The 12,974-nt window shown below is 70.1% G+C and carries 14 protein-coding genes; 4 read left to right on the top strand and 10 right to left on the bottom strand.

Annotated elements, in window-relative coordinates:
* Positions 1 to 17: 17 nt before the first annotated feature.
* The 4 genes from BJY22_RS17770 to BJY22_RS17755 all read right to left on the bottom strand — a co-directional run bounded on the left by BJY22_RS17770 (position 18) and on the right by BJY22_RS17755 (position 3,658).
* Positions 18 to 785, bottom strand: coding sequence for an alpha/beta fold hydrolase (locus BJY22_RS17770; RefSeq protein WP_167208184.1), 768 nt, complete (start codon positions 783 to 785; stop codon positions 18 to 20).
* A 14-nt stretch (positions 786 to 799) separates the two neighbouring features.
* Complete coding sequence (locus BJY22_RS17765; protein ID WP_167208182.1) at positions 800 to 1,093, bottom strand: hypothetical protein; 294 nt, start codon at positions 1,091 to 1,093, stop codon at positions 800 to 802.
* Positions 1,094 to 1,123: 30 nt separating this feature from the next.
* Positions 1,124 to 2,524, bottom strand: coding sequence for a M28 family metallopeptidase (locus BJY22_RS17760; protein ID WP_167208180.1), 1,401 nt, complete (start codon positions 2,522 to 2,524; stop codon positions 1,124 to 1,126).
* 108 nt (positions 2,525 to 2,632) lie between these two features.
* Entirely contained in the window at positions 2,633 to 3,658 is a 1,026-nt protein-coding gene (locus BJY22_RS17755; protein WP_167208178.1) for a fatty acid desaturase family protein, read from the bottom strand.
* A 190-nt stretch (positions 3,659 to 3,848) separates the two neighbouring features.
* On the opposite strand from BJY22_RS17755, the gene BJY22_RS17750 reads away from it, so the two are divergent.
* Complete coding sequence (locus BJY22_RS17750; RefSeq protein ID WP_167208177.1) at positions 3,849 to 5,150, top strand: sensor histidine kinase; 1,302 nt, start codon at positions 3,849 to 3,851, stop codon at positions 5,148 to 5,150.
* Complete coding sequence (locus BJY22_RS17745; RefSeq protein ID WP_167208175.1) at positions 5,102 to 5,749, top strand: response regulator; 648 nt, start codon at positions 5,102 to 5,104, stop codon at positions 5,747 to 5,749. The genes BJY22_RS17750 and BJY22_RS17745 overlap by 49 nt, the downstream gene beginning before the upstream one ends.
* A gap of 6 nt (positions 5,750 to 5,755) precedes the next feature.
* On the opposite strand, the gene BJY22_RS17740 is transcribed toward BJY22_RS17745, so the two are convergent.
* Positions 5,756 to 6,553: a helix-turn-helix domain-containing protein gene (locus BJY22_RS17740; RefSeq protein ID WP_337758755.1), complete on the bottom strand. Its 798-nt coding sequence runs from the start codon at positions 6,551 to 6,553 to the stop codon at positions 5,756 to 5,758.
* Between the two features lie 169 nt (positions 6,554 to 6,722).
* Here BJY22_RS17740 and BJY22_RS17735 point away from each other — a divergent pair, with 169 nt between their 5' ends.
* Positions 6,723 to 7,505: a phytanoyl-CoA dioxygenase family protein gene (locus BJY22_RS17735; protein WP_167208173.1), complete on the top strand. Its 783-nt coding sequence runs from the start codon at positions 6,723 to 6,725 to the stop codon at positions 7,503 to 7,505.
* 30 nt (positions 7,506 to 7,535) lie between these two features.
* Here BJY22_RS17735 and BJY22_RS17730 read toward each other — a convergent pair whose 3' ends face one another.
* The 5 genes from BJY22_RS17730 to BJY22_RS17710 all read right to left on the bottom strand — a co-directional run bounded on the left by BJY22_RS17730 (position 7,536) and on the right by BJY22_RS17710 (position 12,231).
* Entirely contained in the window at positions 7,536 to 8,681 is a 1,146-nt protein-coding gene (locus tag BJY22_RS17730; RefSeq protein ID WP_167208171.1) for a hypothetical protein, read from the bottom strand.
* A gap of 42 nt (positions 8,682 to 8,723) precedes the next feature.
* Entirely contained in the window at positions 8,724 to 10,502 is a 1,779-nt protein-coding gene (locus tag BJY22_RS17725; protein ID WP_167208169.1) for a 3-hydroxyacyl-CoA dehydrogenase family protein, read from the bottom strand.
* Positions 10,503 to 10,577: 75 nt separating this feature from the next.
* Positions 10,578 to 11,030 (bottom strand): NUDIX hydrolase, encoded by a 453-nt coding sequence (locus BJY22_RS17720; protein ID WP_238351059.1) that lies wholly within the window; start codon positions 11,028 to 11,030, stop codon positions 10,578 to 10,580.
* Positions 11,030 to 11,911, bottom strand: coding sequence for a class I SAM-dependent methyltransferase (locus tag BJY22_RS17715; RefSeq protein WP_167208165.1), 882 nt, complete (start codon positions 11,909 to 11,911; stop codon positions 11,030 to 11,032). Before BJY22_RS17715 ends, BJY22_RS17720 begins: the two co-directional genes overlap by 1 nt.
* On the bottom strand, positions 11,908 to 12,231 hold the full coding sequence (locus BJY22_RS17710; protein ID WP_167208163.1) for a hypothetical protein: 324 nt from the start codon (positions 12,229 to 12,231) through the stop codon (positions 11,908 to 11,910). Before BJY22_RS17710 ends, BJY22_RS17715 begins: the two co-directional genes overlap by 4 nt.
* A gap of 49 nt (positions 12,232 to 12,280) precedes the next feature.
* Between BJY22_RS17710 and nucS the strand changes: the two genes are divergently transcribed.
* Complete coding sequence (nucS, locus tag BJY22_RS17705; RefSeq protein ID WP_167208161.1) at positions 12,281 to 12,940, top strand: endonuclease NucS; 660 nt, start codon at positions 12,281 to 12,283, stop codon at positions 12,938 to 12,940.
* The last annotated feature ends 34 nt before the right edge of the window (positions 12,941 to 12,974 follow it).

Below are 12,974 nucleotides of genomic sequence, written 5' to 3'. Positions count from 1 at the left end.
AATGTAACTCCGCGGCGTCAGGGAAGGAACGGGGTGAGGGCCGCCAGAAAGTCGTCCAGCCGTTCCGCGTGCACCCAGTGGCCGGCTTCCGGCACCTCGGCGTACTGCGCCTGCGGGAAGTACGACGCGATCGTCGCGCGGTGGTCCTGCTGGACGTAGTCGGACTTGCCGCCGTAGATGAACAGCGTCGGTCCGTCGTACACGAGGCCCGCGGCCTCCGACGGCCAGCCGGAGATGGCCGGGAGGGCGGCCTCGATCACCGGGAGGTTCGGCCGCCAGCGGGCGCCGGCGTCGTCGAGGATCAGGTTCTGCAACAGGAAGGCGCGGGTCCCGGGCGTCGGTACGGCGTCGGCGAGCTGGGCGTCGACCTCCGCCCGCCGGGTGATCGACGACAGGTCGGCGGTGCGCATCGCGCGCGCGTACTCCACGAAGGCCGGCGGATAGCCGACCGGCGCCGCGTCCACGACGACGAGCCGCTCGACCACCGACGGGTGGCGCAGAGCGGTGAGCATCGCGGTCTTGCCGCCCATCGAGTGCCCGACGAGCGCGACCGGACCGGCTCCGAGCGACTCGATCGTCTCGCGGACGTCGTCGGCCATCTCCGGGTAACTCATCGTGTCCACGTGCGGCGAGGTGCCGTGGTTGCGCAGGTCGAACGCGAACACCCGGTGCCGGTCGGCGAGTCGCCGCGCCGCAGTCATCCAGTTCCGGCCCGAGCCGAACAGGCCGTGCATCACCACGACCGGCGAGCCCGTTTCGCCGTACGACGTGACCGGGAGCTTCATGCCCTACGCACCTTTCACCGACTTCTCTGCCAGCAGGCCGTGTGCCAGTGGCGCCGCTCGTCCAGCGACTGGCTGCCACCGATCGCGCCGAGCAGGCTGGGGTTCTCCGGCCAGACCACGACGTGCGGGGTGGCCGGCGGGATCTGCTGGTCGCAGCCCGGGCAGCGGTACGACTTCGCGGACGCGGAGCCGGACAGCCGCCGGACGTTCCACTCGCCGTCCGCCTTCGCCTCCCGGCTCTGGGTACCGCCGAGCAGCGGCCGGTCACTGACCGGCCGCTGCCACTTGGAAGGCCTTCTGCGCGACATAGCCCCTCAAGGCTAGTCGTATGGCCTAGATCACCCGCGGGCAACCGCGTACGTCGCGCAGCCGATCAGTTCCATCGACACCTGGAGTCGCTCCAGGCTGACGTTCTTCGCGATCGTGTCCTCCGGCGAGTGGTACGGCGGCTCGAGGAACGACGGCGCGAGCTCACCCCGCCACGAGAAGTTGGCCGACGCGATGCCGACCTCCTGGAACGACTGGTGGTCGGACGCGCCCCGCTGGACGGGTCCGACGAGTTGGGCGTCGTACCCGAGCCGCTGACCGGCCGCCCGGACCGAGTCGGTCGCCGCGTTCGCGAGCCCGGTGAAGGACAGCAGCCAGTACGTGACGGCCGGGTCCCAGCTGGTCGCGACCATGTCGTTCTGGAACACGGCGCGGTAGCGGTCGCGCTGGTCCTGGGCGAGCTGCTTCACGTGGTACCGCGAGCCGATCAGGCCCTGCTCCTCCGAACCCCAGAGCGCGAACCGCAACGTCGCGTCGGTCGGGATCCGGCTGAACACCCGTGCCAGCTCCATCGTCAGCACGGTGCCGGAGCCGTCGTCGTTCGCGCCGGGGGCGCCGGTGACGGTGTCGTAATGGCCGCTCACCATCACGATCGGGCCGGCCGGGCCCGACAGGCCGCGCCGTTCGCCGATCACGTTGTTGGAGATCAGGCCGCGGTGGGCCGCGGTACTGATCCTGAGCGGCAAGGAGCTGACCACGGCGAGGGCTTCGCGGATCAGCCGCTTCTGCACCTGGGCGACCCCGACGACCGGGATCGGTGCGTCGGTCAGGCCGCTCGGCGAGAACGCCGACGCCCGGCGGGGGAACACACCGTCTGCTGGCAGCAGGATCACGCCCACCGCACCGCGTGCGGCGGCCTCCGCGACGAACGCGGGACGCGCCGCCGCGGTGTCGTCCGCGATCACGATCGCACCCTTGACGACAGCGGGGTCGGCAGGCCACACCGGCGCGGTCGCCGGACCGACGTCGCGGACCGGTCCTTCGACGGTGACGTCGAGCTTCCCGCCGGGCGCGGCCCCGGCCTGCCAGCACAGGTCGTCCGGCAGCAGGCCGCGGACGTCGGTGATCTGCGCGAGGAACTTGTCCGCGACCGGGAAGGGTTCGAGCCGGGTCCGGTAGCCGAAGCGGTCGAGTTGGTCCGCGATGTAGTCGGCGGCCCGCTTCTCGCTCGCCGTGCCACCGATGCGCGGGCCGATGCGCTCGGAGAGCACCTCCAGATGCTCCAGCGCGCGCTCGGAGGACAGGCCGGAGACGATCTGCCGGTCGTACCTGTCCAGGTTCGGCCGGTTCACCGCGCCCGGCCGGAGGTCGTCGGCACCCCAGGCGGGCACGGCGGGAAGAGCGGTAGCGGCGGTGACACCGGCGACGCCGGCCAGCAATCCACGGCGACTCAGACCGGATCTGTCGGTCATGCAGGTCTCCTTCGAGAGGGCGGCCCCGAGAAGCCAGACCGTAACCCACCTGCGACCGATCGCCTAGTGGTTGTCAGGCATTGCCCAACTCGCGGCCCAACTCGCGGCCTAGCTCGCGGCGCGCAGCTCGCTGCCGACCTCGTGCATGTGGCGCAGTCCCAGGCGGTACGACTCGATCAGAGTCGTGGAAACGTAGGGCATTCCGATGCGCTCGCAGTACTCCCTGACCATCGGCTGGGCGAACCGGAGGTTGGCCCGCGGCATGCTCGGGAAGAGGTGGTGCTCGATCTGGTAGTTGAGTCCGCCCATCATCCAGTCGGTGACCAGACCGCCGTTCACGTTGCGTGAGGTCAGCACCTGCTTCTCCAGGTGCCCCCAGTTGCTGTCGTCGTCGGGCATCTCCATGCCCTTGTGGTTCGGCGCGAAGACGCTGCCGAGGTGCAGCCCGAAGATCATGTGGTGGACGAGCGCGAAGACCACCGCCTGTCCCGGCGACATGATCAGGAACAGCGCGGTGAAGTACAGCACCAGGTGCGCGGCCATCAGGCCGAGCTCGACCTTCTCCGTCCGGCGGCGGGCGAGCAGGAAGCGGATGCTCGAGACCTTCAGGTTGAAGCCCTCCAGCGTGAGCAGCGGGAAGAAGATGCGCGCCTGGTTGCGGCTCAGCCAGCCCTCGAGGCCCTTGCGGCCGGCGGCCTGCTCGAGCGTCCAGACCAGCACGCCCTCGCCGACGTCCGGGTCCTTGTCGGTGTGGTTCGGGTTGGCGTGGTGGCGATTGTGCTTGTCGTTCCACCAGGCGTAGCTCATGCCGAGCAGGAGGTTGCCGTGCAGCATCCCGATCCAGTCGTGCAGCTTGCGCGAGCTGGCGATCTGCTGGTGCCCCGCGTCGTGCCCGAAGAACGCCGCCCGGGTGGTCAGGACGCCGAGCGGCAGGGCGAGCAGCAGCACCCACCACGAGGCGCCGATCACGGCGATGCCGGCCCAGGTGAGGCCCATCAGCGCGACGTTGATTCCGATCGCCATCACGTACGCCGCCGTACGGCGCTCCAGGAGCCCGGCCGCCTTGATCTCGCGGAGCAGCGGGGAGAAGTCGGAACGGCGCGTAGCAGCAGGTGACACGATTGGCTGAGCCATCAGGTCCTCGTCTCGAGTGCGGTGGAAGGCCTAGGCGTACAGCCACGGGCCAGCGTACGTCATCAAGCCTGTGCGGACGAAAGACCGAAAACATGAGCGTTACTACCCGGATCCGCCGGGGAGTAAGCCCCAGGGAGACAGTGGGGATAGCCCCACCGCGCTCAACCTCACGCTCGGTCATGATGGAGGCATGAGCACCGTCGCCACCACTCCTGAAGCGCCGCCGATGCGCTATCCCAAGCTCGCGCAGCCGTGGATCGCGCTGCTCCTCGCGGTCCTGGCCGAGCTCGGGATCGCCCTGTTCGTGCTCAGCGTGGTGTCCGTGCCGCTGATCGCGGTGTGGGTCGGGATCCCGCTACTCCTCGTGGTCGTCCCCGCCGCGCGCTGGTTCGCGAACTGCCACCGCACGCTCCTGGCCGGCTTCCTCGGCGAGCGGATCCCGCGCCCGTACAAGAAGCCCCCGATGCCCGGGATGCTGATGCGGATCCGGACGATCCTGACCGACCCGCAGACCTGGCGGGACATCGTCTGGCTGCTGGTGAACGCTGTCCTCGGCTTCACCCTGTGCCTGCTCAGCGCCGTCCTGTTCCTGGCGACGCTCTTCTACCTCGTCTACCCGCTGCTGGTCGGCGTCACGCCGGAGGGTGTGTTCACCGAGCCGTTCGGCGGGCTGGTCACGGTGAACTTCTGGACCAGCTTCCTGGTGATGCCGGTCGCGCTGCTCGCGTTCATGATCTGGAACGCGGCCGGCGAGCGGCTGCTGAAGGCGAACGCGTTCGTGGCCCGTTCGCTGCTCGGCCCGACCGAGAGCGCGAAGCTGGCGATGCGGGTCCGCGAGCTGGCCGAGTCCCGCGCCGAGACCGTCGACACCCAGGCGGCCGAGCTGCGCCGGATCGAGCGCGACCTGCACGACGGCGCCCAGGCCCGGCTGGCCGCGCTCAGCATGAACCTCGGCATGGCCGAGGAGATGGTGGCGCGCGACCCGGCCCAGGCCGCGGCCCTGCTCACCGAGGCCCGGGAGTCGGCGAGTACGGCGCTGTCGGAGCTGCGCGACCTGGTCCGCGGGATCCACCCGCCGGTGCTGGCCGACCGCGGCCTGGAAGGTGCCGTCAAGGCGCTCGCGCTGACCTGCCCGTTCAAGGTCGACGTCACCTTCGACGTCCCCGGCCGACCGCCGGCGCCGGTGGAGTCCGCGGCGTACTTCGCGATCGCCGAGTGCCTCGCGAACGCGGTCAAGTACTCGGCCGCCACGAACGCGTGGGTCCAGATCACGCACGAGGACGAGAAGCTGCACATGATCGTCGGCGACGACGGTGTGGGAGGCGCGACGGTGAAGCCCGGCGGCGGTCTGTACGGTATCGAGCGGCGGCTGGCCGCCTTCGACGGTACGTTGACCGTGGTGAGCCCGAGCGCCGGGCCGACCACCGTGATCATGGAGCTGCCTTGCGAGTCCTCATCGCTGAAGACCACGCCCTCCTCCGGGAAGGCCTGATCCGCCTGCTCGAGGCGCACGACTTCGAGGTCGTGGAGGCGGTCGACAACGGGCCCCGGCTGGTGCCCGCGCTGGTCCAGCACCGGCCGGACGTCGCGGTGGTCGACGTCCGGCTGCCACCGACGTTCACCGACGAAGGTTTGAAGGCCGCGATCGAGGCCCGCGAGAAGGTCCCGGGGCTCCCGATCCTGGTGCTGTCGCAGTACGTCGAGCAGCTCTACGCCCGCGAGCTGCTCACCGGCGGCGGAGGCGGTGTCGGGTACCTGCTGAAGGACCGGGTGTCGAACGTCGCCGAGTTCCTGGACGCCGTCCGCCGGGTCGCCGGCGGCGGGACCGCGATGGATCCGGACGTGATCGGTCAGCTGCTGGCCCGCAACACCCGCGACGAGCCGATCAGCCGGCTGACCCCGCGCGAGTCCGAGGTCCTCGGCCTGATGGCCGAAGGCCGCTCGAACGCCGCGATCGCGAGCGCGCTGTTCGTCACCGAGAAGGCGGTCAGCAAGCACACCAACAACATCTTCGCCAAGCTCGACCTGCCGCCGTCCGAGGACGACAACCGCCGGGTGATGGCGGTCCTCACCTACTTGTCGTCCCGCTGATCCGGCTCAGGAACTCTTGCGGTACGTCGTAGGGCTCGATCCGGTGTGCCGACGGAAGCGGGTCGAGAAGTAGAGCGGGTCGGCGTACCCGACCTGGGCGGCGACCGACGCGACGGAGCGGCTGGTGAGTTCGAGGAGACGGGCCGCGGCGTCCAGGCGGCGGTGTTCGACGAACTGCTGCGGGGTGACGCCAAGCTGGTCGCGGAACAGGTGCGCGAAGCGGGACACCGACAGGTTGACCGCGCGGGCGAGGCGCGGGACGTCGAGGTTCGCGGTCAGGTCCTGGTCGATGATCTCGATGGCGCGCAGCAGGCGGTCGTCGATCTGGACGGCCTTCGGGTTCTGGGTGTCGCACCACAGCAGGGCGGCCTCCAGCGAGTTGACGCTGAGCTGCTCGGCCTGCGGGAGGACGCTGCGCTGATGCCGTACGGCGTCGCGCAGGTGGTCGGCGATCCGCTCAAAGGTGGGGTCGGCCGGGTGCAGCTGAACGATGCCGGGAGCAACTTCCGGCCAGTCCAGCAGCGGCAGCCAGTCGGGTTTCGGGTGCAGGTGCGCATAGAGGAAGTGCCAGCGGTCGCCGACCGTGGCGTAGTCGTGCAGGGTGCCGGGGCGGACCAGCGTGACACTGCCCGGCGCGGCGGCGACCCGCCCGAATCGTCCCTGGCCGTCGAGCGTCTGGACGAGCAGCCAGTCGGTCGTCCCGCGGCGCCGATACGTCGCGTACTCAGGTCCTTCGTCGAACTCCCCGGTCGCCAGCCGACGCACGACCGGATGCGGCGCCTCAGCAGGATATCGAAGGTTCACAGCTAGATAGGCTATCGCTGCTATCCGCCCGTCCGCCGCATTCTGGGCGTATGACAGTACGGATGCCACGCCTCCGGCGCGGCGGGTCATGGGGCTGTAACTCCCGGCCTTCCCTCGTCGCTCCAGTCGCTTCGCTCCCTCCGCTCCTCAGTCCAGGCCGGGAGGCCCCATGACCGTCGTAGACATCTACCAGCGGGACGGCATCGTCCAGGTCCCCCAGCTGCTCGAACCCGCCGAGGTCGAGCGGATCAAGACCGTCTTCATGGAGCAGGTGGCGGCCGACCTCTCGCTCGCCCACGACGACGGCGTACCCGACGACGACCCGCTGGCCAAGTACCCGCGGTTCGTGCATCCGCACCGGCGGACCGACACCGAGGCCGGGGCGATCGCGCTCGAACTCATGCTCGACCACCGGATCCTCGATGTCGTGCAGGCATTGATCGGCCCCGCGCTCGGCGCCCAGTCGATGTTCTACTTCAAGCCGCCGGGCGCCCGCGGGCAGGCGCTGCACCAGGACAACACGTTCCTGCGGGCCGACCCGGAGACCTGCCTCGCGGCCTGGATCGCGATCGACGACGTGGACTCGGCCAACGGCGGCCTCCAGGTCGTCCCCGGCTCGCACCGCACCGAGCTGCTCTGCCCGGAGCCGGCCGACCTGACCGTGTCGTTCAGCACCAGGCAGGTCACCGTCCCCGAAGGGATGAGCAAGGTGCAGACCAGGATGAAGGCCGGTGACGCGCTGTTCTTCCACGGCAGCGTCGTGCACGGCTCCCGCCCGAACTCCACCGACGACCGCTTCCGCCGCTCGCTGATCTTCCACTACATCCCCGAGGACAGCGTCGAGATCGCCTCCTTCTACAACCCCCTCATCCGCCCCGACCGCCGCGAAACCGTACTCGCCGAAGCCATCGGCGGCGGCCCCTGCGGCGACTATGCCCAGGCCGAGCCGTAAACCCCAGCCGTAGAACCCGGGCCGGTCGAGCTACGCGGCCCGGCTGTGCACCCGCCGGACCAACGCACACCCGGCGGCGATCGCGACCAGCACCGCTCCGCCGGTCAGCAGCCGGCCGACGGAATGCGGTGGGTTGAACCCGGGCTCCGTGGCCGCGGCCGCCAGGCAGGTGAACAACGTCAGCCCGAGCAGCCCGGTCGCCAGTGTCGTCATCCGGAGCAGCGCCGCACCGGTCGACCGGTCGAAGCGGCCGCCGGTCACCCGCACACCGTGACCGGGCTGCGGGGCGGCGTACCCCCAGTCGTCGAGCACATGGCGCGGTACGTCGATCCGGGAGAGCGCGGTGACACCTCGGGTGAGCGATTCGGTCGTCAGCGCGTGGTCGGCGTACAGCACCAGCGCCGTCCCCGCGATGACGAGGCTGACCGGGCGCGCGTCGAGAAGGGCCTGCATGGTCCGCGGGTGCAGGACCGCGGTGAGGTAGCGGGCATCCTCACCGATCACGTCGAAACTGCGGTTGAACTCGGTACTCTCGAGCGTCAGGTCCGATCGCGCCAGCCCACCCGGCCGGACCTCCACCGCCGGAAGCGCGACGGGGAGCGTCGCGACGAAGACGCTCATCCGGCGCGGCCGGCACAGCGGTCCACGCCACTGCAGCCACCGCACCTCGAACGCGAGCCCGTCCGGCGTCTCGACGACGTTCCGCACACTCCAGGACCGGCCGACCGGCAGCGGGAGCACCGGCAGCCGCACCGCCGACGGCTCGACGACCCGCCACCCGTTGCGCCGTGCGATCTCCTGGATCTCCCGTGTCGTTGCCCGCGGCCACAAGTACGCGAGGGCCGCGGACACCAGGACCAGGATCGCGAGCAGCGGCAGTACGGCGACCAGCACCGCCGGACCGGCGTCGTACGTCGACCAGACGAGCCGCACCAGCACCGCGCCGACGGCGAGTACCGCGATCCACCGAGCGACCTTGGCCGTCCCCGCTGACAACCCGATCAGGACCCAGGCCGCCGGCACCACCAGCACCGCGACCAGCAGCATCAGCGACGTCCAGCCAGGCCAGTCGGCACCGACGATCTGCGGCATCATGATCAGGCCCAGACCGGTCGCGACCACCAGCAACGTTCCGGCAACCGACACCAGGTCCCGTCGGCCGAGGTTCCTCCGCATCTACCCCAGTCTGTCAGCCGGCGCAGGTCACGCGTAACCGGGTCAGCTGCTGTAGTCGCGGAAGCCGCGGCCGGTCTTGCGGCCGAGGTAGCCGGCGGTTACCAGGTGCTCCAGCAGGGGCGCCGGCGCGAAGCCGGGCTCGCGGAACTCGAGGTAGAGGGTGCGCTGGATGGCGAGCGAGACGTCCAGGCCGACCACGTCGAGGAGTGCGAACGGGCCCATCGGAAGACGGCAGCCGAGCTTCATCGCGGCGTCGATGTCGTCGACGCCGGCGTAGTGCGCTTCGAGCATCCGGACCGCGTCGTTCAGGTACGGGAACAGCAGCGCGTTCACGATGAAGCCGGCGCGGTCGCCGCAGCGCACCGGGTGCTTGCCGGCGGCAACGGCCACGGCGGCCACCGTGTCGGCGACCTCGGCGGACGTGCTGACAGTGCTCACTACTTCGACGAGCTGCATCACCGGCGCCGGGTTGAAGAAGTGCAGCCCGACCACGTCGGACGGCCGCTTGGTCGCCATCGCCAGGTCGATCACCGGCAGCGACGAGGTCGTGGTGGCCAGGATCGCGCCCGGCTTGCAGATCTCGTCGAACGTCTCGAACAGCGCCTGCTTGACGCTCAGCTCCTCGACGACAGCCTCGATCACCAGGTCCACACCGGCCAGGTCGTCGAGCTTCGCCGTACCGGTCACCCGGCGCAGCGCCGCGTCGCGCTCCTCCGCGGACAGCTTGCCACGCTGGACGCCCTTCTCCAGCGAGCGTTCCAGCACGCTGCGGACCCGGTCGACCTTCTCGGTACCGCGGGCGACGTACAGGACGTCGTACCCGGCCTTGGCGAGCACCTCGACGATGCCGACCGCCATCGTGCCGGAGCCGACCACGCCGACCTGCTTGATCGTGCGGACGGCGATCTCGTCACCGTTCTGGTGCGGCGTGTGCTCGTCGTCGACGACGACCGGCGAGTCCGGCGCCTCGTAGGTGTAGAAGCCGCGCCCGGTCTTTCGGCCGAGCAGCCCGGCGGTGACCATCTGCTTGAGGATCGGGGCAGGGGCGTGCAGACGGTTGCGGCCCTGCTTGTACATCGTGTCGAGGATCTCGTACGCGGTGTCGAGGCCGATCAGGTCGAGCAGCGCGAGCGGACCCATCGGGTACCCGCACCCGAGGCGCATCGCGGCGTCGACGTCCTCGCGGGTCGCGTACTTCGACTCGACCATGGAGACGGCGTGGTTCAGGTACCCGAACAGCAGCGCGTTGGCGATGAAGCCGGCCCGGTCGGCCGCGACCACCGGGACCTTGTCGAGGCGGCGGGCCAGCGCCTGCACGTCCTCGACCACGTCCGGCTCGGTGACCACGGTCTTGATCACCTCGACGAACTCCTGCACCGGCGCGGGGTTGAAGAAGTGCATGCCGACGACGCGGCGCGGGCGCTGGGTGGCGACGGAGATCTCGGTGACCGACAGCGAGGACGTGTTGGTGGCCAGGATCGCGTCCTCGCGGACGATCTTGTCGAGCGCGCCGAAGATCTCGCGCTTCAGCTCTAGCCGCTCGACGACGGCCTCGATCACCAGGTCGCAGTCGGCCAGTGCCTCGAGCGAGGTGGCGAACGTGACCCGGTCGAACAGCGCCTGCTGGTCCTCGACCGACAGCTTCCCCCGCTTCACGGCGCGGTCGGTCGAGTGCTGGATGTGGCCGCGGCCGCGCTCGGCGGCATCCTCGTCCCGCTCCACGCCGACCACGGTCAGGCCGTTGCGCGCGAACACCTCGGCGATCCCGGCGCCCATCGTGCCGAGACCCACCACACCGACTGTCGTCAATTCCCGAGCCATGCTCTGCACTATGCCAGTCCGGCCCCAAATCCTGCACAGCTCCGCCCATGAGATCCGTCACCGGGGAGGCCAACCTCACACGGTCTCGTCGATGACGACCGGGGTCTCTGCCCAGCCGTCGAGCAGCCACCAGGGGTCCGGCGCGCCGTGCAGCGCGGCCGCGATCGCCCGCGGCCGCAGGTCCCGTACGGCGAGGTCGGGCAGCGGCAGCCACACGGGACGGTAGGTGCCCCGCTCGGAGTCGGCCGGGCTGCGGTACTCCGGGCCGTCGCCGGTACCGAACTCGCCGCCGATCACCTCAGCGGTGAAGTAATGCTGCGTGCTGTCGCCGAAATGCACGACCGCGACGGCGTTCCGGATCTTCATCAGCAGGCCCAGCTCCTCGAAGGCCTCCCGCCGCGCCGCCTCCGCCGGACTCTCCCCGTCCTCCACCTGTCCACCCGGCAGCACGTGGTACGTCCGCCCCGCCCGGACCCGCTCGATCGCGGCCAGCCCGTCCGCGCCGAGCAGTACGACGCCCGCGCGCATCACGATCGCAGCGCCAGGATCTGGAACCAGGTGCCGATTTTCGAATCGCCGCGCTCCAGGCGCTCCACGGACCATCCGGTCGCGGTCAGCAGGTCACGCAGCGGTCCTTCCTGCCAGAGGACGAAATGCCGCGGCAGGTCCAGGTGGCGGTTCGACCATTCCTCCCCCTTGCCCTCGCGGGTGGCGAAGGCAAGCAGCGGGGCGGTCCGGGCCGCCTTCCGCAGTACGCCGTCCAGTTGCGCGCGATCGAAGTGCAGGAACACGGCGCTGGCGTACACCGCGTCGTACGGGCCGCCGAAGTCGTCGGTGAGCGCGTTCACGCGGTCGGCGGCGTACCCGTCGGATCGCATCATCTCGACGAACGCCTGGGTCGCGTCGGTGCGGCGGACGACGTACCCGCGGTGCTCGAGTTCGAGGGCGTCCTTGCCGGTTCCGCTGCCGAGCTCGAGCACCCGGCCGCCTGGTTCGAGGCGTTCGGCGAGCAGGTCGATCAGCGCGTGGTTGGGTTCCTTGGGGATCGAGTCGCGGAACTTGCCGGCGGCCTGCTCGTACGACGCGAGCGTGACCTCGTTGTCGGACGCGACCCGGGTCCAGCCGTCGCCGGTGTGCTCGACGACGGCCGGCAGCCTGAGGCCGAGGTCCAGCCCGAGCACGACGACCGTCTCGCCGCGGTGCAGGTCCGCGATCGCCTGCAGCTCCGCGTCGGGTCGCTGCGTCAGCTCCGGGACGACGCTCAACCGCACACCGAGCCGATCCGCCAGCCGCGCCCCGGCCGCCGCCTCGAACGGCCCCGCGTACACCTGCGCAACCCGCTCCCCCACCGCCGCGTCCCGCCCGTCACCGGGCAACAGCAAGATCCGCGCCGGACACATGAGATTCATCGCGCGACATACTCCAAAGCCTCGCCGGCGTACTCGGGCCAGACGTCCGACTGTGCCAGCGGGATCGCGACCCACTCCTTCATCGGCCTGCCCATCCCGGGGTCGAACGGCTCCGCGCCGGGCACTGTGAGCGCCCGCTCGCGCGGCTCCGGCGGGAGTTTGAAGGTCATCGCGTCGCCGTACATACCCGCGACCACCAACTTGTCGATCTTCAGGCACGGCATCCCGAACATGCTGCCCCGGACCACGCCGGCCGCCTCGAGACTGTTCGCCACCGCGTCGTACGCCGCGACGGCCGCGTCGCTCACCTTCAGCATCATGTTCCCCACCTTCCCACTCCCACCCCCGGGTGCACTACGGTGCTTTGTCGTGCGCTTGGTGATTGCTACGTGTTCTGTGGACTACTCGGGGCGGTTGACGGCTCATCTGCCGATGGCGCCGCGGTTGCTGATGGTGAAGGCGGACGGGTCGGTGCTGATCCACGCCGACGGCGGGTCGTACAAGCCGCTGAACTGGATGTCGCCGCCGTGCAAGCTGACCGAGGAGGAGGGAGTCTGGAGCGTCACCAACAAGGCTGGTGAGGAGCTCCGGATCACCATCGAGGAGGTGCACAGCGACACGGCGTACGAGCTCGGGACCGACCCCGGACTGATCAAGGACGGCGTCGAGGCGCACCTGCAGGAGCTGCTCGCCGAGCACGTGCACACGTTCGGCGACGGCTGGACGCTGGTACGGCGGGAGTACCCGACCGCGATCGGCCCGGTCGACCTGCTGCTCCGCGACGCCGACGGCAAGCACGTCGCCGTCGAGATCAAGCGCCGCGGCGAGATCGACGGCGTCGAGCAGCTGACCAGGTACGTCGAACTGCTCAACCGCGACCCGCTGCTCGCCCCCGTGCGGGGCATCTTCGCCGCCCAGCTGATCAAGCCACAGGCCCAGTTCCTGGCCACCGACCGCGGCCTCGAATGCCTCACCGTCGACTACGACTTGCTCCGCGGCATGGAGTCGGACGTCCTCAGACTGTTCTGAGGACGTCCGACTCCGTCACATCTCGGGAGCGACC

Source organism: Kribbella shirazensis (assembly GCF_011761605.1).
Classification (GTDB): domain Bacteria; phylum Actinomycetota; class Actinomycetes; order Propionibacteriales; family Kribbellaceae; genus Kribbella; species Kribbella shirazensis.
Note: the sequence above shows the minus strand (reverse complement) of the source record. Positions and strands in the feature narration are given on the sequence as shown.